Annotated in this window: 35 protein-coding genes and 1 pseudogene; 1 reads left to right on the top strand and 35 read right to left on the bottom strand. The window is 29.4% G+C overall.

The genetic code is table 11. The features are described 5' to 3' along the window. Positions 1-66: 66 nt before the first annotated feature. The 3 genes from H3N56_RS01795 to H3N56_RS01805 form a co-directional block, all read right to left on the bottom strand. Positions 67-501: a phage holin family protein gene (locus tag H3N56_RS01795; protein WP_185879648.1), complete on the bottom strand. Its 435-nt coding sequence runs from the start codon at positions 499-501 to the stop codon at positions 67-69. Positions 502-798: 297 nt separating this feature from the next. Then, a complete protein-coding gene (locus H3N56_RS01800; protein WP_185879649.1) occupies positions 799-1,299 on the bottom strand; it encodes a hypothetical protein in 501 nt (166 codons plus the stop codon). Positions 1,300-1,527: 228 nt separating this feature from the next. After that, positions 1,528-2,481, bottom strand: coding sequence for a tyrosine-type recombinase/integrase (locus tag H3N56_RS01805; protein WP_185879650.1), 954 nt, complete (start codon positions 2,479-2,481; stop codon positions 1,528-1,530). Positions 2,482-2,568: 87 nt separating this feature from the next. On the opposite strand from H3N56_RS01805, the gene H3N56_RS01810 reads away from it, so the two are divergent. Continuing rightward, positions 2,569-2,886: a hypothetical protein gene (locus tag H3N56_RS01810; RefSeq protein WP_185879651.1), complete on the top strand. Its 318-nt coding sequence runs from the start codon at positions 2,569-2,571 to the stop codon at positions 2,884-2,886. A gap of 315 nt (positions 2,887-3,201) precedes the next feature. On the opposite strand, the gene H3N56_RS01815 is transcribed toward H3N56_RS01810, so the two are convergent. The 32 genes and pseudogenes from H3N56_RS01815 to H3N56_RS01965 form a co-directional block, all read right to left on the bottom strand. Continuing rightward, positions 3,202-3,387, bottom strand: a complete 186-nt coding sequence (locus tag H3N56_RS01815) for a hypothetical protein (RefSeq protein WP_185879652.1) — start codon at positions 3,385-3,387, stop codon at positions 3,202-3,204. 187 nt (positions 3,388-3,574) lie between these two features. Next, positions 3,575-3,925 (bottom strand): hypothetical protein, encoded by a 351-nt coding sequence (locus tag H3N56_RS01820; protein WP_185879653.1) that lies wholly within the window; start codon positions 3,923-3,925, stop codon positions 3,575-3,577. Next, positions 3,882-4,250 carry a hypothetical protein gene (locus H3N56_RS01825; RefSeq protein WP_185879654.1) on the bottom strand — a complete coding sequence of 123 codons (369 nt, stop codon included), beginning with the start codon at positions 4,248-4,250 and terminating at the stop codon, positions 3,882-3,884. The genes H3N56_RS01820 and H3N56_RS01825 overlap by 44 nt, the downstream gene beginning before the upstream one ends. Positions 4,251-4,542: 292 nt before the next feature. Further along, positions 4,543-5,184 carry a hypothetical protein gene (locus H3N56_RS01830; RefSeq protein WP_185879655.1) on the bottom strand — a complete coding sequence of 214 codons (642 nt, stop codon included), beginning with the start codon at positions 5,182-5,184 and terminating at the stop codon, positions 4,543-4,545. Continuing rightward, entirely contained in the window at positions 5,184-5,429 is a 246-nt protein-coding gene (locus H3N56_RS01835) for a hypothetical protein (protein WP_185879656.1), read from the bottom strand. Before H3N56_RS01835 ends, H3N56_RS01830 begins: the two co-directional genes overlap by 1 nt. A 4-nt stretch (positions 5,430-5,433) precedes the next feature. Continuing rightward, positions 5,434-5,979: a hypothetical protein gene (locus tag H3N56_RS01840; RefSeq protein WP_185879657.1), complete on the bottom strand. Its 546-nt coding sequence runs from the start codon at positions 5,977-5,979 to the stop codon at positions 5,434-5,436. Positions 5,980-5,988: 9 nt separating this feature from the next. Next, a complete protein-coding gene (locus H3N56_RS01845; protein WP_185879658.1) occupies positions 5,989-6,756 on the bottom strand; it encodes a hypothetical protein in 768 nt (255 codons plus the stop codon). A gap of 189 nt (positions 6,757-6,945) precedes the next feature. After that, positions 6,946-7,296 (bottom strand): hypothetical protein, encoded by a 351-nt coding sequence (locus H3N56_RS01850; protein ID WP_185879659.1) that lies wholly within the window; start codon positions 7,294-7,296, stop codon positions 6,946-6,948. A 4-nt stretch (positions 7,297-7,300) separates the two neighbouring features. Next, positions 7,301-7,630: a hypothetical protein gene (locus H3N56_RS01855; protein WP_185879660.1), complete on the bottom strand. Its 330-nt coding sequence runs from the start codon at positions 7,628-7,630 to the stop codon at positions 7,301-7,303. Between the two features lies 1 nt (position 7,631). Then, entirely contained in the window at positions 7,632-8,174 is a 543-nt protein-coding gene (locus H3N56_RS01860; protein ID WP_185879661.1) for a putative phage tail protein, read from the bottom strand. After that, positions 8,164-9,255: a baseplate J/gp47 family protein gene (locus tag H3N56_RS01865; protein ID WP_370521041.1), complete on the bottom strand. Its 1,092-nt coding sequence runs from the start codon at positions 9,253-9,255 to the stop codon at positions 8,164-8,166. Before H3N56_RS01865 ends, H3N56_RS01860 begins: the two co-directional genes overlap by 11 nt. A 1-nt stretch (position 9,256) precedes the next feature. After that, a complete protein-coding gene (locus H3N56_RS01870) occupies positions 9,257-9,694 on the bottom strand; it encodes a DUF2634 domain-containing protein (RefSeq protein WP_185879662.1) in 438 nt (145 codons plus the stop codon). Next, positions 9,691-10,122, bottom strand: a complete 432-nt coding sequence (locus H3N56_RS01875) for a DUF2577 family protein (protein WP_185879663.1) — start codon at positions 10,120-10,122, stop codon at positions 9,691-9,693. Before H3N56_RS01875 ends, H3N56_RS01870 begins: the two co-directional genes overlap by 4 nt. Further along, positions 10,122-11,075, bottom strand: a complete 954-nt coding sequence (locus H3N56_RS01880) for a hypothetical protein (protein WP_185879664.1) — start codon at positions 11,073-11,075, stop codon at positions 10,122-10,124. Before H3N56_RS01880 ends, H3N56_RS01875 begins: the two co-directional genes overlap by 1 nt. Further along, positions 11,068-11,520, bottom strand: a complete 453-nt coding sequence (locus tag H3N56_RS01885; protein ID WP_185879665.1) for a hypothetical protein — start codon at positions 11,518-11,520, stop codon at positions 11,068-11,070. The genes H3N56_RS01880 and H3N56_RS01885 overlap by 8 nt, the downstream gene beginning before the upstream one ends. 3 nt (positions 11,521-11,523) lie before the next feature. Further along, on the bottom strand, positions 11,524-13,839 hold the full coding sequence (locus H3N56_RS01890) for a hypothetical protein (RefSeq protein WP_185879666.1): 2,316 nt from the start codon (positions 13,837-13,839) through the stop codon (positions 11,524-11,526). A 235-nt stretch (positions 13,840-14,074) separates the two neighbouring features. Continuing rightward, the gene (locus H3N56_RS01895; protein WP_185879667.1) at positions 14,075-14,590 is read right to left on the bottom strand and encodes a hypothetical protein; all 516 of its coding nucleotides are present in this window, start codon (positions 14,588-14,590) and stop codon (positions 14,075-14,077) included. 52 nt (positions 14,591-14,642) lie between these two features. Then, on the bottom strand, positions 14,643-15,053 hold the full coding sequence (locus H3N56_RS01900; protein WP_185879668.1) for a phage tail tube protein: 411 nt from the start codon (positions 15,051-15,053) through the stop codon (positions 14,643-14,645). Between the two features lie 13 nt (positions 15,054-15,066). Further along, entirely contained in the window at positions 15,067-15,435 is a 369-nt protein-coding gene (locus H3N56_RS13285; RefSeq protein ID WP_255492128.1) for a phage tail sheath C-terminal domain-containing protein, read from the bottom strand. Then, a complete protein-coding gene (locus H3N56_RS01905; protein WP_255492129.1) occupies positions 15,432-16,160 on the bottom strand; it encodes a hypothetical protein in 729 nt (242 codons plus the stop codon). Before H3N56_RS01905 ends, H3N56_RS13285 begins: the two co-directional genes overlap by 4 nt. After that, on the bottom strand, positions 16,147-16,596 hold the full coding sequence (locus tag H3N56_RS01910) for a DUF6838 family protein (protein ID WP_185879669.1): 450 nt from the start codon (positions 16,594-16,596) through the stop codon (positions 16,147-16,149). Before H3N56_RS01910 ends, H3N56_RS01905 begins: the two co-directional genes overlap by 14 nt. A gap of 7 nt (positions 16,597-16,603) precedes the next feature. Then, positions 16,604-17,011, bottom strand: coding sequence for an HK97 gp10 family phage protein (locus H3N56_RS01915; RefSeq protein ID WP_185879670.1), 408 nt, complete (start codon positions 17,009-17,011; stop codon positions 16,604-16,606). A gap of 4 nt (positions 17,012-17,015) precedes the next feature. Beyond that, entirely contained in the window at positions 17,016-17,339 is a 324-nt protein-coding gene (locus tag H3N56_RS01920) for a phage head closure protein (protein WP_185879671.1), read from the bottom strand. Next, positions 17,332-17,610 (bottom strand): head-tail connector protein, encoded by a 279-nt coding sequence (locus H3N56_RS01925; RefSeq protein ID WP_185879672.1) that lies wholly within the window; start codon positions 17,608-17,610, stop codon positions 17,332-17,334. The genes H3N56_RS01920 and H3N56_RS01925 overlap by 8 nt, the downstream gene beginning before the upstream one ends. Positions 17,611-17,619: 9 nt before the next feature. Further along, positions 17,620-18,840, bottom strand: coding sequence for a phage major capsid protein (locus H3N56_RS01930; protein ID WP_185879673.1), 1,221 nt, complete (start codon positions 18,838-18,840; stop codon positions 17,620-17,622). Between the two features lie 9 nt (positions 18,841-18,849). After that, positions 18,850-19,587 (bottom strand): head maturation protease, ClpP-related, encoded by a 738-nt coding sequence (locus tag H3N56_RS01935; RefSeq protein ID WP_185879674.1) that lies wholly within the window; start codon positions 19,585-19,587, stop codon positions 18,850-18,852. Then, positions 19,588-20,837 (bottom strand): annotated as a pseudogene (locus H3N56_RS13505) (phage portal protein). Continuing rightward, a complete protein-coding gene (locus H3N56_RS01945) occupies positions 20,837-22,546 on the bottom strand; it encodes a terminase large subunit (RefSeq protein WP_185879675.1) in 1,710 nt (569 codons plus the stop codon). Before H3N56_RS01945 ends, H3N56_RS13505 begins: the two are co-directional and overlap by 1 nt. After that, on the bottom strand, positions 22,546-23,007 hold the full coding sequence (locus H3N56_RS01950) for a P27 family phage terminase small subunit (protein WP_185879676.1): 462 nt from the start codon (positions 23,005-23,007) through the stop codon (positions 22,546-22,548). The genes H3N56_RS01945 and H3N56_RS01950 overlap by 1 nt, the downstream gene beginning before the upstream one ends. A gap of 85 nt (positions 23,008-23,092) precedes the next feature. Then, entirely contained in the window at positions 23,093-23,524 is a 432-nt protein-coding gene (locus H3N56_RS01955; RefSeq protein ID WP_185879677.1) for a hypothetical protein, read from the bottom strand. Then, positions 23,525-23,893 carry a hypothetical protein gene (locus tag H3N56_RS01960; RefSeq protein ID WP_185879678.1) on the bottom strand — a complete coding sequence of 123 codons (369 nt, stop codon included), beginning with the start codon at positions 23,891-23,893 and terminating at the stop codon, positions 23,525-23,527. A gap of 381 nt (positions 23,894-24,274) precedes the next feature. Beyond that, on the bottom strand, positions 24,275-25,357 hold the full coding sequence (locus H3N56_RS01965) for a hypothetical protein (RefSeq protein WP_185879679.1): 1,083 nt from the start codon (positions 25,355-25,357) through the stop codon (positions 24,275-24,277). Positions 25,358-25,478: the final 121 nt, after the last annotated feature.

The following is a 25,478-nucleotide window of genomic DNA, read 5'->3' on the forward strand; positions in this document are numbered from 1 at the left end:
TAAACGTAAGATTAATTTTTAGAAGTGCCTTAAAATCGATTTTACGAGGTCGTTTTTTAGCTTTAATCATTGATCTAATTTTTGTTTCTTTACAGCCAATATGTTTTCTATAAGACCAGGTAGTTTTATTCCTAACTTAGTTAAATTTTCCATTATTGATATAGACTCCATTATGATACAACCAGTAATCATACAAACTCTGAGCGAAATATTTATATCATTTAGAAATGTGGCTTTATCTAGTTGTGCCATAGTTGCAATAGCTAAATAAATAGCTGGTTTTCTAATAATAAAACCTATAAACATGTTTTTAGATAATACATTTTTTTCTTTTATAGCCTTGAGAAGCCCTGTGGCACAATCTATTATTGTCAAACAGAAAAGAACTCTTATATCCCCATCAATTCCACCTACAGCACTTGCAAATCCTGCTCCAAGCCAGAAAAACAAACCTTGTGTATATAATAATAAGTTATCAAGTGTTTCCTTAATATTCCCCACCTCTATTTTAATTTTAGTTTTAGTTTTCAAATAAATAGTTTATAATTTTTTCGGTCATTGAATACCACCAAGGACTGACCTCTAGTTTTGGGAATATCTCATTCGCTCCACAAATTCCAACTAGAATTATTGCAATAATTACTATTATCTGTTTGAAGTTTTCTTGTTTTTTTATTTGAATCTCCTGGTCTTTTTCTCCAGATTTTGATCTCTTAATAAAGAGATCTAGAACTTTATTTAATATTAATCCAAATACAGTCTTTATAAAAATTCCTCCATTTTTTTATTTCTAACTATTCAAAATATTTCTAAAAGAAACTTTCTTCTTATTATATTTTCTGCAATTTTATTTTCTATATCTAATACATCAAACCCATATTTTATCCATCGTTCTTTTTGCTCTCCAAGTATTGTAAATTCATCTATAAGTTTATTAACTTCTAAATTTATGTCCTCCTGAGTTCCCCCTTCTTCCCATAAATTATTTTCTTTATTCCATAATTTTTTAAATAAATAACTTGGAGCTTCCACTCTGATAATTTTATTATTCTCAACATATTCTCCATCCTGAAGCAATTCATTTTTATTATCTAACAAGATTAGTTCTTCTCTAGTTTTTTCTCTTATTATATTTATATCTAACATCGGATTCTGAAACTCTATTTCACTTACTATATGGATTCCCATATTCCAGTCTGGATAAAAGTTTAAGGGATTATTCGTAAACTCATTATTTGAGTTTACGATAGGTTTTGCTACTATGTTTAATGTTTTTACATCATAAATATAAAGTATCACTTAATCACTTCCTGTAATTTTATTTTTTGTTTTTATTTATTTTTAAATTATGTAAATTATAAGATTTATACAAAATTTCCACTTTTTCATAGTATCTAAAGTGTTGATTTTACTAGCTTTTTAAAATTGAGGACATGGACAAACAACCTATAGCTTTTACCATTTTATTGGCTTTAGAAGCTGCTGAAACATATAAAAACTGCTTAAATCTTATAATTTATTGATTTTTTAAAGTCCTTTCGACCTTCTAATTTGCAATATTTTATCTCTATTTTCTGCTCCGCTTTTTGTTTTTATATAATATTCTTTTGTAACTTTAGTATCAGAATGATTTGCATACTCAGACGCAAAATTTATATCTGAGAGGTTACTTAGTAAGTTTATAGCCGTTTTTCTAAGAGTATGCGGATAAAGTTGTTCATAACCTATCAACTCTCCTATTTTCTTTATCCTAGCTCTTATGGTACTTTGTTGCATTTGTACAATTTCACCATTTCTTTTAGTTATAAATAATAAGTCTGATATTATTCCTTTATTTTCTCTCTCATTTAGCCATTCTCTCAATAATTTTTCAGTATTGTCTAGGAAAATTATATCTACTATTTTATTTCCTTTTTCTTTAACGTTTTTAAAATATCCACCTTTTAAATCTAATTGAGATAATTTTAAATTGGATATAGCGGATATTCTAGCCGCACTTTCCAGGAACAACTCCCACATTAATCTTGATTGAATATCAAATTTTTTAGAGTTATGCTCCATAAGGATTTTGGCTCTCATAATATCTTCTATAGATAAGTAATAACTTTCTCTTCTTTTGTCAAATCTTCCATTTCTTAATCTATCTAATTTATGTTGAAAAGGATGATATTTGATAAGATCTCTTTTTACACACCAGATATAAAAACTAGAAATTGCTGTTAATTTGTTGTTTATAGTTTGATTATTATTTCCCTTGTCTCTGCAATGATTGATATATCTCTCAAGAATATTTACACAACTCTTTATTGTCGCTTCTGACAAAAGTAACTTATTTCCTTCTTTTTCTTTTAAATAACTTAAATAATCTATCATTCTGCTCTTATACATCTTATAAGTAGTATTTATGGTTTCAAAATTTCTAGCTTTATTAGATTCTAAATACATGTCATAAATCTGCATATTCTTTTCGTTGTAATTCATAGTTGTTCCTCCTAAAAAATATAGTAAAACTATATTTTAAAGGTTTACTTGACTTTTAGATATAAATAATTTCTAAAATTAGAGAATTTGCTCAAGTCTAAAGAAGTTTATACATATAAATCAGGGTTACAACATTCTATAAATATGACAGAAATGAAATCATACAGAGTGATAGAAGTTTATATTGCCATGACACAAGCTACATCACAGTTTGAAGATTTAAAAGCTAAAACTATAACTTTTAGAAGTAATTATAATACGGTTAATTACTCAGGAATACTCGGCAAAGATGTTGGTGATGGTAATTTCATTTATTATAAAGTTTTTGAAGAAAATAATATTTTAAAAATTGAGACTAATTCAAATATTTATATTTATGCTCGCGTAAGATGCTACAATTATTGAAATTATTGTCCTGCCAATATTAGAGAATTTATCTAATTTCAACTCTGATTCAAAAGGTATATCTTTTGTAATAGGTGATTTAGGAATATGTCTTTGTAAGTACAACATCTCAAATCCTAATGGCCAATTTCAGCTAGATTGTGACCTTCCCCTTGTATATAAAGACACTAATTTTATAGCACTAATGAACTCTGATTCAGAGGTATCGAGGCATACTGTAGCTGTGCCAATAGGAAAAAATGCAATCAGATTAACTAACTTTGGGGGAGCAAAGCAATTGATTGCAAATGTTATAGTGCTTGGTAGAATCTAACTTTAGTTTACATATGAAATCGTTCCAGCACATCCATTTCCTACACCAATTTTTGAATCAAATGAAAATTTAATTTCACCACTTTGGTCTATGCTAAATATCATGATAAAAGGACTTGAAGCATCTGGTCTTACAACACCATAAACTCCTAGAGCGGGTCTAAATTCACTTGGCAATATATATTTCAATTTTTTAACCACAGGTTCTAAAGTTCCAACACTCGTTGGATTAACAAACATAGTTAATGTGGTTGTATTTCCTATTTTTTTTGCAGTTATTGTAAAAGATGCTTCTAATACAGCATTAGCAAAATCAGAAAAAGTATAGTTTAAAGTTTCTATTTTAAGTAAATTCTCTAATATTGGTTGATAGTCTTTAACTCAGTAACTCTATAGCAACATAATAAAATGTTGGAGTAAAATTAGAAGTTCCTCCAGCATGCCTAGCTATGAAGTTTGTAGTGGTTATTTTTGAAGTTTGAATTGCTGCCCATTCATTCGTAGTGCCACTATAATTAGTTTGACTTATAAATAAAATTGGAACTTTCGCAAATGAATTTTTGAAGGATATAGTTTTGGTATTTCCAACAACTGAGGGTGTTGCTATTGAAAAATTTCCTATTTCTATTTTTCTGATCCCTAAGTCTTCGATTAAATTCTCTAATATTAAAGTAAAAATAAATTTATTTATGGAGTATAAATGATATAGAAAAATATAAAGATTCATCATAATCAACCAAAATTTGATTAAGTGAGTTTACCAAAATTTTACCATTCCTAATTCTAGCTACAATAACTTTTCCTTTGTTTGAAACTATTGGGAAAAATGTGCTATTAATTTTAAATCCATTTGGGATAATAAGTTCTAAAAATTCAATAAGGTTAGAACTGATACTTAGGCCTCTTCCATAATCACCTAGGTCTACACTAACCAATATAGTGTTATTATTTCTAGCACTATCACAAACGGCTATTTCTCCACTAACGCCTGATATTTTTTTTAAAACAATTCCATCACCAATTAAATTCTCTAATATTAGAGAATTTATCATGTTATAACAAACATACTATGACTTCATATGGATTCGAGATAATCATAGAACGAACTGGGAATATTTGTATATTAAGTGTTTCTTCTTACACTCCAACACAAAATTCTGGCGGAATATACGGATTACCAACCTGGGCTATTGCTCTGACAAAGGGTTGTGGAGCTTTAACTGGCGATGGTGTGCCGTTGGCCACAGGAGAAATGTATGTTTCGGAGTCAGAATTCAGTTGGTTTGTTAACGATATTTCAAGACCCGCATTATACACTGGTCAAATAATTTATATCGCAAAGTATTAAACTAAAAGCATTAGATAAATTGTTCCACTTCCTCCATTTTGAGGATTTATCCAATAACCATCTGGAGCTGTATTTAGACCTAAAATTATATTGTTTTTAATAATCTGTTGATTCAGTGCAATTTTTCCATTTTCAAAAGTTATTGAAAAATTAAGAATATGTTTATAATCAATCCCTATGGGAATTTTAACTTCTTCAATTGAATTGGGAGGAGAAATCCATCTATATTGTTTGAAAACTATTTTATTTTGGATATTCCCATTTGAACCTACTAAATTCTCTAATTTACCTAATAAATCATCATTTGAAATCGCAGTAAAGTAGGTAGCATCTGCGTAATTTATTGATGTGTTTCTTATACACTTAAAAATACTTTTGTTAGCTGTGTCGTAATATGCTTTCCCCGCAACTTTAGTAGTAGTATTATTTAAAATTCCACTATATTCAATTCCTAATGTTTCTGCGAGCTTAGCCCCTTCTAAAATTTGTCCTGTAGATATTCCAAAATTCTTATTAAAAGCAGTATTTTTTACAAAAGAATTTTCTTTTTTACCAAAATCTTCATATATCAACTGCATAGCTTTACTAAATGCAGTTTTTCCTAAAATTGGATCTAAAGTTTTAAGAATTTTTTTCATTAATTCCCCCTTAATTTTTTTATTATCTCTTCAACTTCTATAGTTGTTAGAATATTATCTATTTTTTTAAGTGCATAAAGTTGGTTATTAAGTAATATTCCCTCATTTTCATTTATCGTGTAGAAACTTTCTGTTTCTGCTACAAGAATAATATCTCCAATTTCAACATATTTATTTTCTTGAAGAGATTGAATCGTATTTTCTCTTAAAAAACTTTCTGTATCTCTTTTATTTCTAAAAATCACTATTTTATCCCCCTAATACAGCAATTTCACTTCCTATTTTATATTTCTCTTTAAGAATTATTTCTTTATTTGCATAATTTATACTATAATGTTTGTCAAAACTTAGTAGATAACCATTTATAAATATCTTTAATTTGCTTAAATTAAAGTTAGACGGAAGAGTTATTTTCTCTGTTTCAGACTCTAATATGTAGTCGTATCTAGATTCTAAGTTGCTAATATACTCAGTTATTAAAACTGACGCTTTATATTTATATTTTTCATTAAGCATTATTTGTTTTAAAACTGTATCAACAGTATAATGTTGATTTAAAGATAACAAAATTCCATTTATAGATACTTTTAAAGTTTTATTTAAAATAAAATCTTGAGATAAAGTTATAACACTTTCACCAGGAGTAAGGGTGCATTTAAATTCATTTTCACTAACAGAAGCTAAAGGCATAATTAAAGTTAGCAGTGTTTTTAGCCCAGATTTATTTAATAACGCATTCTCATCTTGATTATTTAAAAGAGCATAGTATGATTTTTTAAAACTAGATATACTCATGCTTTCTCCTTACCTTTTTGACGCTTCAACTAAACTCTCTATGTCTGCATTTGTTATATAAACCATTTTCGCTTCTAGGTTTGTAGTTCTAGTTTCAACACTGCTAATTCTTGAAACTGCATTTCCTAAATTAGCATCTGTAGTTGCTATTTTTGTTAAAGCTAATGCTGAATCTGTTGAAGCCTTATTCCACTGCCCTCTTTCTGCTGCTGATATTATCTTTGTTGAATCTATCTGTAAAATACCATTTGCATCGACTGTAATTATAGATCCTGACTTTACCCCTCCGAGAACAGCTGAAGTTGCTTTTGGTAGAGTATAATTACTTAATCCAGCCAATTTAATAACCATTTCTTTAGTCATTAGTCCATTTGCTGTTGTTGTTGCAACACCTGGAAGCATTAATCCACCTAAATCTTGCCAAATTTTTGTATCTGATTCATAAATATAGAATGTATTTTCTCCTGTAGTAACAATACCAAACCAACCATCTTGAGGATTAGGAAGTGCTTTTAATGCTTCTAATGTAGGGAAACTACCTTTCCATGTGAGACCACTTGCTAGTGTATTTAAAGCTGAATCAAGCTGACTTTGACTTATCTTTGCATTCCATGTTGATTTCTCTGTATCACTTACAAATCTTTTAGCTGCATTTTCTATAACGTCAGTTGCTTGATGTGTATGAGCTAATCCAGCTTTCTTTTTTATATCTTCATATATTAAAGTCACTAACTCTTCTAGTTGTTCATATTTTAAAATAGCATTTGCATTTGCCATAATTTTATCCCCCTCTAATTTTATCAATTAAAATTCGTACTTGTGTCGAAGTTATTATGCAGTTATCTATATGATCTTTTACTTTTTCTGTATATTCCTCTAGTTCTCCTTTACCGTTTGCTATAACTTCATACAGCTCGTCAATAGTTCCTTTTATATCTTTTGCAATTAGTTCAGGAATATATTGATTTAAGAGTTCATAATCTTTTTTTTTACAACATAGAAGTAAATTTCTTCAGTTGCTTGTAAGATTGAATCTCCTTTTTTTTGAGTTAATCTTACAAAAACTTGACCTGGGACTTGAAGAACTTCATTAGGGATTTTAATTTTTACATTTTGTTGTAAATTAACTTTTTTTTGTACATAAAGTTTTTTTTCGTTTTCATTATAAAATGAGAGTTCCAGTTCAGATTCTGGAGTGAAATTTTCTATTTGAATATCTAAAATAGCAATATTCAAATCCCCTTCTAAGAATACTCCTCTTTCAAATTGCAACTCATTAATTCTCCAGGAAACTTTCATAATTTTTTCTAAATTCATACTACTATTCCCCCCTGAGATTATTTATTATCTCTTCAACTTCTGTAGTTGTCATTTTTGTAGTTTTTTCTGTTAAATCTTTTGTTAAAGTATCTTTTAATTTAAAAACAGCTTTAGCTGTAGAAAGCTTGTTTTCATCATCTTCTATTAAATTAGTTTTATTCAAATTAAAACCACTATTTTTAACTTCTATTTTTGGCTCTTTAGCATCTAATTCTCCCTGTATTTTTTTAGCATTTTCATCAATAATATCAAAGTTTTCATTCAATACTTCTATATCAGCTAAATTATCATAACCTGGTTTCTTTAATTTTAAAGTATCTGTTTGTTTCAAGTTATATTCCCTCCATTTTTAAAAGTTGTCCCCATGTAAATTTTTTGTAACTATCCCAAACTTTAGGTTTTACAACTCCCCATGGCCTATATTTGAATGTAAAATTTATTGGCAAATGTGCTGGTTTAGCTTCATTTATTGCTGATTTTAAAACTTCAACATCTCGTGGAATCCCTATAACTGACACAAAAGTTATTTCTATAACTGCATTTGTAAATAATATTGCTACCTCTCCATCTCTCCAGGAGTTAGCTATTGTTCGTAATAATTTTAAATCACATTTCCCAGATGTTTTCCATCTAGCTTCTATTTCTTCTCTTTTTCCATCAAGTGTTATACTCATAGTTTTATAATCCATTTGATTCTCTAAAATAGCAATTCCAAATGCTGTCATTGTATCGAACCAAAATTCAGTTCCTAACAACTCTGCTCTTTTTTCTAGGTTATCTAATTTTTCTCCAGCTACTCCTAAAATAGAATTAAGATATGGATCCTCTCTAAAAACTCTATGTAAATTATTTATAATTCCAATTTTATGCAACACTTAAATTCACGTTCCCTAGAACTGCCACTTCTTTTGTTCCTATGATTACATTTTCTTGTAATCCATTTATTGTGAAAGTTGTCCATTCTTGAATACCTTCAACATTAAGTATCCATGATGATAATATAGCGTATGAGACACTCTCTCTTTTAAATGCTATGTTCTTTAGATAAACTCTTACTTCTTGCTCTATAAGGGGCTTTAATTCTTCAAGATTATAACCATCTTTTAAAATAAGAGAACTTTCTATATTAACTATTTTTGCTGTTGCACTTATAACCGTACAGTAAGCCCCAATTGGTGCTTGTCCAGCTCCAGTACCCCAAGTCTCATTCTCATGACCTTTAGGATCTACATACTCTTGAACCCTATTTATCAATTCCTCATTAGCAATAACCTTATTATCATCGATTACTACCATCTGAACAGTATTGTTTCCATTCCATAAAGGAAAAACTCTAACATCTCCAACTCCAACAACTTCTCTTCCCCATTGCATATAATGATATACATTCCCTGAAGTAGCGGGTTTTTGAATCTCTATTAAATATCTTTCTCTTAAAGAGTCATCTGTTTCTTCATCATATCCGTCTATTAATTGATCCTTATTTGTAACTTTTGAAATTCCTTGAATTGTAATTGGAATAAGTGTTATAGAGTTTGCTCCAACATTTCCATTTGAACCAGCCTTCACTGCTTCTATATTTACAGTTCCTAGTGTGTTTATAGTAACTTGTTCTGTTGCCTTATATCTGTTCCCTGATTCTGTTTCAAAAAAATCTCCTACTTTTATAACTCCAGTTCCTTCAACTGTTAATACTCCTTTTGCTGGATTAGCTGCTTTCCTATATAATCCCTTTCTTTGCTCTACAAATCTTGTTAATTCTTGGCCAATTAAATTATATACGTCTAACTTTTTATAGTACTCTTCTAATTTTTTTTCAAACTTATGAGATTCTATAGCATATGTCCTTGTTAAATCCCTCGTAAAAGTTCCAATATCTTTTACATAATCATCTGAAATACTATTTAACATTTCTTGTTCTATTTCATCTATAGTAGGAACTTTATATGTTGTCACTCTATATACTCACCTCACTTGTTAAAGTCTCTCCACTTTTTAATATAACTGTTACCTCTATATTTAAAGAATTAAATCCATTTGTTGATTTAATATCTATTACTTCTTTAACCTCTTTTTTAGCTTGAATCTTTTCTTTTATTTCCCTTTCTAACTCCATTACTCCAAAAGGTGTACTAAATATACTATGCCCTCTTAAATTATATAAATCAGTCATTCCAAAACCAGTATCATCATAAACTCTATACTTTCCAGTTTGAGTTAATATCAATAATTCAATCCATTGTCTAACTTGTTCAATCTCACTTGCTTCTTTAGTTTTTCCATCAACTATGACTATTTTTTTTGTTTTAAAATCAAAAAGGATCTCTTTTTTCCCTTTATTTTTATTTTCTTCTTTTAGATCTAAACTTTCATTAAAACTAGGAAATATACTCATGGTTTCACCTTCCTATATTTGGAATCTATAAACCACTTTTGCCCTTTTTCTGTAGGAACAACTTTTACATAATCTCCAACTATTAAAGTATCTGTATTTATAATTGTTCCAACCGCTTTATATTTTCCAGTACCTTCTATAGTCCCATGTTTATGCTTATGAGGACCTGGACTAGCTTCTACACTGCTAGATGTTGATTCTATCGTAATCTCTGTTATATCGCCTTCTATATCAAACTCTCTTGTGTAATCGTTATATAATCTGTCATTCATATATAATTTATGAGGTAATAAAATAACTTGCCCATCATAAATTGAAATTTCTATTTCTGGAGGAGCTTTAATTACTCTACCAATGCAAGGTTCAAATTCAACTTCTTTATTTTCTCTTTGTTTCATCATTTTAACCATTTCTGTTTGATAATTCATTAATTCACCTCCAGCTCCAAACTACAAATATGATTACCTTTTGGAAAAGTATGAGTACAACTTTTTATTAAAAACTCATCTTTAATTCCGAACTCTTTAATTTCAATATCTAGTAACCTTCCAGCTCTTAAATCATCATTTCCTAGTGCATCAAGGCTTGAAGTAGTTAAGACTTTATTCAACTCTTTTAACTTCTGAGAAGCTATATTTCTAACTTTTGAAATATCATCTTTATCTGGATCAACCTCGATTACTTCTTGTAGCATTCCATATTTTTTTATACTCTCTTTATCTTCAGCTTTAGCATAGATACTTTCATCTTCTGAATCATTTGAAACAATAAGGACAATATTTTTCATATCTGCAATACTTTCAGTAAGAGCAGGCATCCCAAATATATTATTTGTTACTTGAACTTTTATTTTTTTATGACTTACCAAATTAAAAGTTGTATTCTCAATTTCTAGAATATATTTTTTCCCTGTTTCTTCATTAACGATTTTTAAAATGTCATCTATTATTTCTGCGACAGTATTATTTTTATATATCTTGTCAATTGATGTTGCTATTGCTTCTATTTTTCCTGTTTTAGCCCCTATACTTTTAAGCAAACTTTCTATACAAGAGGAGGCGTTCAAACTGTTAAATTGCTTTATAACCTTATTTTTATTCAAATAAAAATAGAAATCAAAACATTTTATTTCTTTTGAAAATTTTAATGTATCCATATCTACAATTATTCCTGTGAATAGGTTCCTCTCATTTTGAAATTTTATAATATCTCCAACTTTTATTGTTTCAGTTAAAATATAATTTGAATCTCCAAAGTTCCTAGGCATACTAAAATTAAATGAAGCTCCTAAAGTGTCTATACTTGTACTTAAAGAAATATTTCCAGCTATATTTGTTATATCTGTTACTATATCTCCTTGAATTAATTTTAATTTATGCACTATTTCCTCCAATTTTATTAGGATTTATATATTCCTGAATTGAAAGGGTATATTTTATATCTCCATTATGCTTTTTACTGTACCTAAAATCTGTTATTATGCACTCCATATTTTCCTGAATTGATAAGCTTGCAATTACTATCCTTAATGGTTTATTTCTGTGTCTTTTAAAGAAATCTATACATAGTGGGGCTAAGGTAACACTTCCAAGCCAACTATACAATTTAGAAGGAAAAAAGCTATCTATTGTCAATGTTTTCAAGCCATTTTCTCCCACTAAAGTTAAAATTTTTCCACTTGTAGTTTCAAAAGTTCCAGAATCCAAAGGAGATCCAAAATCAACATCAGGAGGAACATAAGGTAATTTAAATATCTCTCTATTATTATCTACTGAAAAATATATTTCCATACCCTTTAACACATAATTTGCTATCCTTGAAATCATTTGTTACCTCACCATATTTGATATATTTGGATTTGTTATTTTTACAAATGCTTCTGCTACTTTGTCCTTAAAGTCATCAAATCCGTATACATCTCCTTTTATAACTATTGTATATTGAGGAGTTGTATTTACTTTGGTAGAACTTTTTTCTTGGCTATATCTTTTATCTTGTCCAAAGTTAGGCTCTGGTTTATTAGAAACCTTTAAATCTGGAACATCCATATTTCCAATACCACCAGGAGTATTTGTTTTTACATTCCCAATAGTTTCTACTTTATTTTTTGAATTTTTAGTTTCATCAATAGTTATATCTATCTCTTTATCATTACTTCCAAAAATATTTTTAATAAATCCTACCATACTTTTTCCAACTTCCCTTATTTTCTCAAAATGTTGGATTACTAATAATAGTCCTGATATTAAAAGTCCGATTGGACCAGTTAAAGCAGCAAGAGCAAATGCAAAAGGTCCAAGAAAATCTAAAATTTCTTTTATCCATTTGAAAAAACTTTTAAACATATTTACAACTGAATCTATGTGTTGCCATAACAAATAACAAGCTGCTACAACTCCAGCTATAGCTATAACAATCCATCCCAAAGGTGTTAATGCTAGCGTTCCATTTAATATCCCCATTACTATAGAAACAGCTGTTAATATTGCTTTTAATACTACTAAAGCTTTAATAGTTAAATAAATACTTCCAACAAGTACTAAAATTGTTTCAATCAATACCCTATGTTCTTTTATAAAATCAAAGAGATCTGAAAAGAATGTAATCATATTTTCAACTGCTTTAGTTACTTTTTCAGCTATCTTGTCTATTGTTCCATCTTCTTGCCATCTATTTAAAACAGCCACAACTCTTTCTACCTGTTCTTTCAGCTTCATATAAAGACTGCCTTGCTTAATCGTTCCATCTTCAGTCATACCTACTATTTTAGCTAATGATGACTTTGTTACTCCAGTTACAGTTGACCATAACCCTTTCATTGTTTTAGCTTGTTTCTCGGCTCCTCCTGAAAATTTCTTTTGCATTTCAGCTTGTAAAATATCCTGTAACTTTGCCTCATCTTTTATTTGTCCTCTTTTATTAAAAACAATGTTTTTTCCATATTTTTTAGCTGCTGCTTCTATTAATTGTTCTTTCTTTATTCCGAACTCTTTCAGCCTTTCAAATTCACCCATTACACCATCTGCCATAGCTTCAGTTGCTTGATCTATTGATTTATTTGTTGCTCCAGCCATATCTGCAACATCTTTTAACCATCTTTTAGATGAAATTCCGTATGCTTCCATTTTAGCTGTAGATTCTACCACCTCTCCAGTTTCAAATGGTGTTGAGTTTGCAAATTTAATTGCGTTAGACATTAATTGTCCAGCTTTCTCAGTTGATTTTGTAGCTGTTTCAAGTTGCATCTTGTAACCTTCCATATTCATAGCTTCACCAAAGCCTTCTTTGACTGCAAATCCACTTACTACAGATGCAATTGCTACTGTTGCTTGTGCTGCTCTTTTTACAATACTATCCATAGTACTCATTGCTGATTTTCCCCATTCTTGAAGCTTTTTCTTACCTTCTTCAGTTCTTTTAGTAGTTTCAGCAATGGATTTAGCATATTCCCTTACTTTTGCTCTAGCAGTATTCAAACGTTCACTATTTTCTGTAATAACCTTTTCGTAGTCCACCATTACTTTTTTTGCTGTTTCAATTGCATCAGTATTTGATTCTTGAGCTTTTTCAAATCCATGAAGTTGACTTTTGGCAGTTTCTAATCGTTTGGTATAACTTGCTACTTGCTCCTCTGTCATTTTTGAACTTTGAGTATATTTTTCAGCTGCTAATTTAGTTTTTTCTATTTCTTTTGCATTATTAGAAAACTCCTTTGATAACTTATTTAGAGTTACTTTATCTCCTGTTTTCTGTGCTTCCTCTAGTGATTTTTTAGTAGCTTCCTGTGCCAATTTAAGCTCTTTCAGTTTTAGTTTTGTATCTTCTAAATTTTTTCTATAACCTTGAGCTTTATTATTTGATCCTGCAACTAAGTTGTCATACTTTTCAGTTTCCGCTTTTAATTTTTCTATTTGTTTAGAATTATGAGAATACTCTTTTGATAGATTTGCTATTGTTGCTTTTGCTGAATCTATATTCTTATTGGCATTTGCTATTGTTGCTTTTGCTGAATCTATATTCTTATTGGCATTTGCTATTGTTCCCTCATATTTTTTAAGCTGTTCTTTGGCTTTTTCTAAGTGGTTATTTGCAAGTTCTGTTGCTTTTGAAGCTGCTTTTAAAGGTCCTGAAAGATTGTCTCTCAAAGTTAATATTGTATTTATTACTCTGTTCCCTATTTCTTCTCACCTCCTAAAGCCTTTAAAAAAGCTTCCATCTTTTGATAATCATAAAGAGCTTTTTCTTCATTCATTTTTTCCATGCTTTGTTTAAAGAATACCTGGTCTTCATAATCAAGATTTAATAAATAATTTAATTTATGCCCTTTTTGTAGATAGTAAGAAACCCAAAATAGCTCTCCATACTTCTTACTACCTCCTATTAGTTTTTTATTGCTTCATTCACCTTCTCTTGAGTTTTAATTCCATCAAATATCCCACTCAATTTTTGAGCTAAATCATTAACTGCATTCATACCTAATATCTGAGTTGGAATTTCATACGGTGAAATTAATTTAAATCTATTTCTAACTTCTTTTGATTGCATAATTGGACAGCATCTATAAACAAGTTTTTCAGAAGCTTTTACTAATAATTTCATATCCACTTTTGAATTTTCTTTTTGCATTTTAAGTATAACTTTACTTTTTTCTTCCATTTCTAAAGTTTCGAAATCCTCTTCATTTTTTTCTTCCTCTTCAAATGTCTTCTCTGTTGTTATATCTATAGCTTTAACTGTGTCATCTAAATAATCTAATAGAACTCCTTCACGAGGTCTTACAAACTCAACTAATCCAAGTTCTGGTATTTCAATATGTGTTACCTTTATTTTTTTACTTTCATTCTCTTCAACTTTATTTAAAAATTCTTGTATTGTTATCGGTTGTTTTTTTTCCATATTCATCTCCTTTTTAAAAAGAAAGCTCCTACTAATAAGGAGCTTTTCTATTTTATTTCTCTTGTAACCATTCAAAAGATTCAGCCTGTCCTGAAAGCTCTATTTCTGCCACTTTATTTTTTTCAAAATCAATTAAAACTTCTTCATCAAATGTAACTCCATCTAATTTAAGTCTTTTAGTTACTTTTCCTGATATATTTGTATTTGCTAAAATTAATGCAATATCCTCACTTTCATTAAAAGCATCTAAATTTTCTGAACCTAAGAATTTAAATGTTCCTGAAAATTCAATTGTCTCTCCTACTTTTACCCTTACCGTTCCATCACCAATAGGAGCTGGAATTTCTTCATATTTATTTTTTCTTACAGCCTTAGATTTAGTTACAGTTACAACTTCCTCACCATTAACCCAAAGTTTTCCTTTATTTCCATTAAAATAGTCATTCTTTTTAGGATTTGCCATCTATTCCTCCTTCTTACATGAATATATCGAAGAAGAAATCTTCCATAATTCCTGTTATCTTTATACTTCCCTTTAAAAATACTTTTGTGGCAACTGTCATTTTCATAGCATATGCATCATCCCAGGAATTAAACTGTTTCCTCTCCCATTTTGGATAATTAGCTAATCTTTGAGATGCTATATCTACCATCGATTTATTATCAAAGTTAGGATCTAATATCTTATCTTTAGCTAAAGCTTTAAAATATCCATTGATTGATGAAATTAGTAACATTTGATTATCTAAAATATTTGGATACTTACCTTTATAACTATTGTTCCAAGCTTTATATATGTCACAATAAATTAAGTCCATTTTTTCAACTGTATTTATATGTGTCATTTCTTCAGTAACTCTTCAGATATTGTCACAAGTGAATTTACAGCTCTAGCTACTCTTACTTCTCCTTCATCATTAAAAAGAATATGTTCTCCTTTTCCTATAACTACTTCTAGATCTTCTGGTTCAACTACACTTTTAAATTTTAAAGGCTTTGCTATCCCTGACATCATCATTGATAGTCCTGCATAAAAACCAAGTAAATATGAAAGTGCATACTCTCCATTCTTTAACCCTCTTTCATCAAAAAACTCTATCTTTTCATTAGTTTGATTAATAATGTGCATAGAGTCAGCAGCAGTAGCCTTATATACAATAGCTTTATATCTTTTTTTATTGTTTTTATTCTCTCCTTTAACAAAAGTAACTAAATCATTTTGTTTTTGTGCTGTAGATGTTTGAATTGCTATCCATGAATTACGAGGTATAATTCCTTTTATTTTATTTAATAAATCTGTTAATTCTCCATCTGTTCCTAATTTAAATACATAAAGAGCCAATGGTGTTCCTTCTAAAGCATCCTTAATAAATAGAATGTTTTCTGGGCTAAACATTTTCTGTTCATCACTTGTGAAATCACTTATTGTTACATATTTTTGTTTGTTATCTCCAACTGTCTCATCTTCAACTATTAAAACAGCATAGCCTTTTTCTCCTCTTGCTATCGCTGATACTCCTAAGCCTTTAAAAACTATTTCTAACTTAGGTAGTCCATTACTTGTCGCCATTAATTTCCTCCCCAAACTCTAATTCTTCAATATTGTGCTCGTATTCTCTCTCATATTCCTCTGCTATAAATACTTTAAACTCACAATGTAAAACTTTATCAACTTCAAATATCTTTACATCTGTTGCTTCTACAACTAAATCATCTGTTATATTAAAAGATTGTTCTTCTACAAAAGCTTTGTTTAAAATATCTCTCATTTTTAATAGATCCATTTGATTTTTTTTTAGATGTTTTGGAAAATATAGAATATCAAACTCTATTTCTCTTTCCTGGAACTTATCCATCAAATTTGAAGAATCTATATCTAACATATCTATAAAAAAGCAAGGTCTCTTAAAGCCTTCTTCTATATCTGAAGAGTTAATTTCTATATCTGGAGCAATTTTAGCCAGTTTAGATACTATTGAAGCCTGTATATCTATAAAACTTATCACCTTTCACCTACTTAAATTCATTTTTCATAAGAACATCATCTATAAAATTTTGAGTATCATTGTAAAACTCATCTTCAAAATCTTTTTGAGCTGTCATAAACACATGTTTACCTCTTTGAAATCCATGTTCTTTACCTGTTCTATCCTTTTTTATATATCCATATTCAATTAAATGAGCATGAGGAGCAGTAGAATAAGTCCTCACTGCTAATGCTCCTTTAAAATCATAAACTTTACCTCGTTTTATACTTTTTATATAATTTCCAGTAGATTCATTCACCCTACTTTTTGCCACACTCAATGTTTTATTCTTTAATTTGTTTCCGCTTTTTCTTAAAAATTCTTTTGAGTCTTTACCATTATTTATTGAGTTAGCTAATTTCATTAAATCCTTTGATAGTTTATCTAAGCTCATGCTGTCACTCCGTTTTTAGCTTTACCATTAGGTCTATAAAGCTATTCTTTTTAAAATCTGGATAAATGTATTCAATATCGTAAATCAAGCCCTTATAAACGATATGGTAATCTGCTTTAATATCTGTTTTCCTAATTCTTATTTTAAATCTTGTGTTATTGGCTGCTGTATCTCCTTCACCATTAACGATACTTCCAGATTGAAATTTTATCTCAGCCCATACTTTTTTTATTAATATATCCTCATAGCTTGTTCCCAATTTCCCTTTAATATTTTCTTTCTTATAGATGCCAATTCTATTTCTTAATCTACTGCTTAGATTAGACATTTAAATCACTATACTTTAATTTAGTATATAAAGATGAAAGAATGTTATTTGGTTTAAATTCAAGGTCTTGAGAGCCTCTATTTTCATATCTATCAGTTATAATTATCAACTGAGCTAACTCATAAGTTTTAAAAGAACCACCAGAGTCAAAAGTGACTCCAGTGGAATTTGCTATCTCTTCTTTACTAAATTCTATAAGCATTTCAATAAAATTATCTTCATCACTTTCATCTATTCTTAGATACTCTTTAGTTTTTGTTAAATCTATCATTTAACCACCTTATTTTTTCTTAGTATCCTTCTCTTCTACACTTTGTTTAAAAGCTACAGACGCTGTTCCTACTATTGGAATTTGACCAAATACAACTGCTGCTGAATCAAATTTCTTAACATCTAATCTCATAATAGCTCTCATATCTACTCTATTTTTCTTGAAAGCATCTCCGCCAACATCAGTTGATTTTAATTCAATTGTTTCTCTATCAAATAATACAATTGCTTCTGTTAATGACCCAATTATTAGCGGAGCTTTTTTCTCTGTTGTTCCTGTTGTTTTCAATGTTCTATTTGATAAAACAAAAATCTCTTTTCCATTTAACATCTTCTTAGTTGGATTTTTAGGGTCTTTTTCTAACAAGTAATTACCTTGTGAATCTTTAAGTTTATTTAAGTAGTTAAATCCATCTTGATTAGTTATTACTTTAGCTAGTGCTGAAATAGATGGATCTAATGTAACATCCATTATATCTTTTACATCGTCAATAGTTTCAACTTGGACTTTTGTTAATGTATTAAGGATTGCAATTATCAAAGAATTTTCTGTTGCAACAGCTTTTTTAGCTAACCATTTATTTAGATAACTTCTTAAATTAGCTGTTTGATCTTGTAGTAAAGTTCTTGGAATAGGTAAAATTCCACCATAATTTTTTATTGCATATGTCACAGGTATAAATTTAGGTGCACTTGTTTCTTTAATTCCTTCCTCACCTGTTTCTGTAAACTCTTCAAGTGGAGTATGCTCTGCATCTTGCTCTAATACTCTAGACCCAGTCGTTGTTCTTACTTGTTCAACTGTTACTAATCCTCTTAAAGCTGTATATGTTCTTTTTAATTCATTAATTTCTGTTTGTTGGTCTACTGGTATTAAACATCCACCATCAGCTTCAACTCCTGAATTTAAGTTTCTTGCTTCTAAGACCTCTATATCATCTGCATTTGCTCTTCCCCTTAAAGTATTATAGAAGGCTTCCTCATATCTTGCATTTGAGTCTGTATTATCTCCATCTAAATTGCCTCTTCCTAATTGCTGTCCATTTCTATTATTTACTTCAGTTCCTGAATTTTCTAATTCTTTTTGTAAATTAATTTTAGCTTGAAGCTCTGATATTCTATTTGTAACCTCTTTTATTTCGGACTCTGTTATCCCTTCCCTCTCCATAGTATTTTTCGCTTCTGATTTTAGATTGAACATCTCTTGTTGTAACTGTTGTAATTTTGTCATTATGACCTCCTATAAGTTTATTAATAAATTTAATTTTGCTTTTGCTAACTCAATTTCGGAACTTCCAAAATCTTCTTGACTCTCAGGATTTTTATCTTTAACTTTTATGTTATTCATTAAAAGATTTTGGGGTAATTTATAATTCTTATATAGTTCTCCATCTAAATAAGCTGCTATATCAACTGACTCTGTTAAAGTCACATTGAAATAATCTTGAGCTGTAAAACCATCAAACCATGTCTCAGCTTTCATAAGTTCTAAAAATTCATCAAAGGTTTTATTTTCTTTTGCTTTTGTCATATAAGCATTTGCTATCGTGGTATCAAACCTCTCATATAAATTAGCTTGCTCTCTTAAATCATCAGCATTACCTATTGCAAACCCCCATGCTTTATGAATCATCAAATAAGCATTCTCAGGAACTATAATCTCATCTCCCGCCATAGCTATAACTGAGGCTATTGAAGCTGCATACCCTTCTACAAAAACTCTTTTATGACCTTTATGTCTTACTAACATGTTGTATATTGCTATTCCTGCAAATACACTTCCACCTGGTGAATTAATATAAATATCTAAAGCATCATTTTCTCCAATTTCATTTAATAACTCATTCACATCAGAGGGTATAACATCACTATTTGACCATCTACTTGATGCAATTTCCCCAAAAATAATAAGATCCACTGCATTTTCAGTTTTATTTTTTACTTCTAATTTGCCTTTATCTAAATTTAGTATTGGCATCTATTCACCCCCCTTTATATACTGTGTTCCTATATTTTCTAAATTGATTGTAGAACCATTACCTAATAGAGTATCTCCACCTTCTATATATGGAAGATTTAAATCTTCTCGCACCTCATTTGGTGTCATAGCAAAATTAGTCAAGTATTTACTATAAACTTCAGCTTGGGTTTTATTATCCATTTTGAAGAGAATTTTTTCATTAATTTCTAATCTATATCCTTTATCAATATCCCTTTCACTTAACAATTTATATGTTATTTCTTGTTCATACGCTTTAAATAATGGTTGAAGTGTATTTACATAGAAATCTACTTGTTGAGTTTCAGAGTTACTATATGATGATTTTGTATAATCATTTATTATGTTTGGCTTTATTCCAAATGCAGCTGCTAATTGTAATGCTGACACTTTATTATTCTCAAAGAATTGTGCATCTGCTAGCTTCATATCTAGTAATTGAGCTTGCATCCCAAGTGGAATTGGAATAACTTTCCTGACCCTTGAGTTTTTGAGAAATTTTCAAGTTTTAAAGCTATCTTAGCCTCCGCTCCTTGTTTCAATTCTCCTGTATAATGAACTAAAACTTTAGATCCAAACATATTATTTTTATATAATTTATTTAAAAATCCGATAGAATTTTTACCACTACTTATTTGAGTTTTTAAAATATCTCTTATTGGAATTCCTGAAAGTCCATCAAAACTAATATGTGTTTTAAAATGTATAATCTCATCCATTTCAAAGCTATATTGCTTTCCACTTCTGCTATCTGTCCAAACATACCAAAGAGCATTTAATCTACCAAAAATACCCTTATTATCTATCCAAATCTTTACTTGATTGCTTGGAAGTACCCAAAGATACTTAGGAAATCCATTTCTGTCTGCTTCTATATATATATAGGCATTTCCATGATGTAATTTATTTAGTTCAACTGTTCCCCAAAATGTTGCAGAACTTATATATGGGTTAGGTCTAAGATTTAAAAGGGTTTCCATTTTAGAATTTATAATCTTTTCTTTCCCCTTTTTTTCTGTTAAAACTCTAAGTTCCCAGGGCATTTTTGACATTGTATCTGATAAATGTTTTAAACAAATATAATAAATTGTTTCTGATAAATCACTACTATTATCAATGTTATCTATATTAATTCCATAACCACCTAAAAAATCTCCAAGCTCTTCAAGAGTAAGTCCTTCTTTTTTTTCTGTTTTCATCATATTTTTTATTTTTTCAACTATTTTCATTATTCACCCCCTCCATATAATTTATCTAGGTAGTTATCTTCTGCATATTGAGTAATATCAAATTCAAATTCATGATACATAGCTAGTTTAAATGAACATAATAGTGCATCAACGGGATCTATTCTTTTTCGTGAAGCATCCTTATCTATTTTTATTAATCCATTATTTTGCTTTATTACAGTATTTCCCATAGCATAATTTAGAAGAGGGTTATACACATATATAATATTTCCTGAATATACCTGTTCTCTAAAGCCTTGTGTGCTTTCATTTAGAGACTTATGTGATTGAAATACCTCTGTTACCTCATATCCTTGCACTTCCAAATCCATCATTATCTTAGAAGCATTTGCGGGATCAAAGCAAAGATGCCTTATTTCCCAATTGTTTTCTTCACAAGTTTTTATTACATATTGCATAACTTGTTCTTGGTCTACGATAGGGGTATTTGTTATTGTTAAAAATCCTAACTCTTCCCATGTATCATAAGGAACTTTATCGACTAATTTTCTCTCCATTAATTTATCTCTATTTGGAATAAAGGAGTGACTAAAAATTATATATTTTGCTATTCCATCATCCATTATAGGAAGTATAAATGATACACTTGTTAAATCTATCTTGGCAGACATGTCAAATCCTACATACACAGCTCTATTTCTTATTTCATATGGTAATTCCTTAACTTGACACTTCTTCCATTTTTCCATATCTATATATCCTAAATCTTTAGCTTGAACCCAAATATTTAAGATTTTTGTTTTAAATGAAATCATCTTTTCAGGAACGCTTTTAGCAACTTCATAATCAGATGTTATCTTTTCTATCCCCTCTTTGTATGTTGCTCTAAGAGGATTCGCTTTTTTCCAAGTTCTTATATCTCCTATTTCATCACCTTTATCAGCTTCACAAATATCTACAAAATACTCACTATTTTCTATATCTAAATTTGGATTTAACAATTCTGAGCAATATTTATATTCCTCTCTATAGCAAGGAACATTTAAATCTATTCCTGCTGTTGTTATTATTAACAATAATGACTCTTTAGAGTTACTTCCTAGTGCTAGATCATAGAATTCTGTTGTTGCATGTTGATGGTATTCATCTAAAACCAATGCAGCAGGATTAGTTCCATCTCCTGTTTTTCCATCTTGCTTAGATAATGGCTTTAAAAATGATGTTGTTTTTATGTGAACTATTTTATCTCTTGTTATTTTGAATTTTGGAGATAAAGAACTCCCAGTAAGCATATTTTGACACTCTGAAAATAGTAATTTTGATTGTTCTCTTTTTGTTCCTGCACAAAATGTTTCTGCTATCTCATTATTTCTTGTTGCCACTACAGATATTTCATACAGCATACATCCAGCTTGCATTTGAGTTTTGGCATTTTTCCTTCCAACCTCTATAAATGCTTTCTTAAATCTTCTATACCCATCTTTTCTTTTCCAAGCATATATTTGACAAACTATAAACTTTTGCCAAGTTGTTAGCATTATTGGAGTTCCTGCTAATACACCTTTTGAATGGTTAAGGTATGTAAACCATTTAACAATTCGTTGAGCTTCCTCTTCATCCCAAATGAACTTCTTTTCTTCAACATCTTTTAAAAAACGTTTACAAGCCCATATATGCTTTTGTCCACTTGGTATTACTCCGTCTATACAATCTTTTGAATATTGTACAAGCTCACTTTTAGTACTCATTAAACATCTCCAAACTCTTTATCTAGTTTTTCATCTATTATTGTAATTATTCCAGAGCCAGCTTTTAATCTTGATTCCATAGTTAATCCTAACAAAGAACCATACCTTTTCATTTCATCTGAATACTTCAGTTCTAAGCTTACAAGTGGATTTATTTCCTCTACAATCATTACGTCTGTTTTTAGATTTGTTACAATAGATGCATACCTAGCAAAAGCATTGCAATAAGCTCCCAAATTATTATAATCTAAGTTGCTTATCATAGATTTTTTATTAAACTGCTCTACAAGTCTTACCCATTCTTTTGTTGCTATCTCGTTTACCAGCCAATCTGGAGGGATTTTAAGTTGTTCATTTCCTACAAAAACCGATTCTTGCTCTAACTTTTTTATTTTTATCTCTTCCTGAGTTAAATGTTTTGTTTGTACTTCAAGTGGTTTTCTAATTTTTGACACCTCCATTTTTTATTTTCAAAAAACTTCTCAAAGGGAAATTTGCGAAAAGTATTGGAAGGATGCGGTATTGGGCTGTGACCCTAAAACTTTTTCATATACCCCTACCTTCAGTCTCTACTTCCCACACCTGAATAAACTCTCTTATTTCTTTAATTGTCCCTGTTTGATTTGATTCATACAATTTATGTATCTCTCTATGAGCTTCGTCACTTAGATAAACAAGGTTAGATAATAAAGATCCTTTTAATTTATCTTCTGATAACGGAACTATATGATGAGCTGTTGTTCCTGTCACAACTCTTTTATGTTTGTATAAGCTCCAAAGACATAGATTACTAAATCTGTTCTTACAGGCTTCTCTTAGTCTCTTCCACTCTTTACTATTATAAAAACTTTGATGCTCTCTTTGACACTTATCGTATATCCTATTTGATTCAGTCCTTGTTTTCTTATTACATCCATTTGGACACCCTTTAAGATTATAAGAATACACTTTCCTACATCTCGGACATATTCTATTCATCTACAACAACTCCATAAGCTTTTGCCTTTTCTCTTTTGTTTTCAATTCTATTTTTTTTAATTTTAAATCTACTAAATCCTCATCTAGTTTTATTACTCTTTCTTTCTCATCTGATAGTATCTGTTCTTTATATGCTTCATATCTTACTAACTTAATCTTGTAGTCAATCTCTTCCTCTGGAGACATTATAGAGTAAAGTTCTTTAGCAAATCGATAACCATCTCTGTGAGTAGCTATTCTAGTTTTTAAAGCATCTTCTCTCCCTTTGTTTGTAGGTCTTTCTTTTTTTCTTTCTAACTCGATTAAGTAAGCTAAGGTTGATTTATGAAGATTTTTATAATGACCCTTTATCTCTTCTTTCTCTTCCAAGTGACTCTCTATATCTTTCTCAACTTCCTTCAAGTAGAGCAGAGATGAGTTTATTCCTTTTACCCACTTTTCTTTACTAGATATGTTCCTTAATGTGCCATAGGATAATCTAAATTCATAGGCTAACTCTTTTAGATCTTCTCCATACTCGAATCTTTTTCTTATCTCTTTTTTATTGTAGTAGAAACTTTATTTATCATTGCTATGACACACCTCCTATAAAAAGAATTAGTTAAGTAATAAAAATGTCATTTATATTGGCTATTTAGTTAATAAGGAAAAATCACTACAATTACTTCTTTGAATATTCTCTACAACCTGTCTATTTCCAAAGTATTTAAGCTTGTTTTTACGCATCAAAGATTTAACCACTATTTGAAACTAGTGGTTAAAAATAAATTCCATCAAATAATTCAGTTTTTCTAAATTATTGTGATTGGAATAATTCTTTAATATTGTTTTTATTTCTCTTGTTTTATGTGGTTTATCATGTTTATCAACAAGCTCTATCAGAAGAGTATAATCAAATATCCAGCAATTTTCTTCTAGATGTCTATAGACTCCTCTTTTCGCTTTCTTTCCTAACTCTTTTCCAAATTTATTAGATTTTTTAAAAGCTAGAAACTCTTTCTCTAAATTAATCTTTATAATACTTTCTAAGTGTTTTATCCCCTCTTCTAAGAGCTTTCTCTTGGTATTCTCTATGAAGATTCCATCTATAAGCTCAAAGCTCCCTAAAATCGAATTCAAGCTATTATCTTTTCCTTTTTTATTGGTATAATATGAAAAGGTTCTATTTAAAAACTTCCATTCTAATCTTGTTATATCTAACTCCAAATCTAGTTTTTTAGATTCCTCTGTTTTATCATAAGCAGTAACTAGAGTAGCTCCATAATTCCCTAGAAGAGTCTCATCTTGAAACATCAATCTATAGCTTTTATTTCTAGTGCATCTACTTATCTTTTTAAAGTGTGGGACCGATATAAAAAGAAGTTTTAATGCTTCTTGAACATCTAGGAAAGCTTTATTAAAATTAAGATTTATTTCAATATCTTTTATTTTCGCTTGTGCCAACTCTATGTCTATTCCCTTTTCTGAAAGTTCTTTTACTAATATTAAAAGAGCTGCTTCCAACTCTATTTCTCTTGAATTATAAATATTATGTCCACTCAAAATCTTATTAGGATTAAATCTCAAATTTTTAAAATACGTTTCTTTTCCACTTGTGTATAATCGTGTAGTGCTATCCAAGGTATAACTTGGTTCTTCTAAATAGAACTTTTCTTGATAGAACTCTTCTGTTACTTGTTCTGTTATATATAGATTACTATTGTAGCTAATTTCAAAGTTATATAGAGTTAACCAATCTATACCTATTCTAAATATCTTACTGGTATCTAAATTCACATTTATATACCTCCATTCTGCCAACCCCTTTCCCGAACCTTCCTGTAATTTACACATTGGTTCATCCATATTTTGTTACTAACTAAATGTAGTATTTTCATATTTTTCTATTTGCTCTAAAAGTTGTTTCATTAAATTTATGTCTCTTTTTAAATCTTCCAGAGTATTTTTTTCATAA

This window comes from Cetobacterium sp. 2A, from assembly GCF_014250685.1.
Lineage (GTDB): Bacteria > Fusobacteriota > Fusobacteriia > Fusobacteriales > Fusobacteriaceae > Cetobacterium.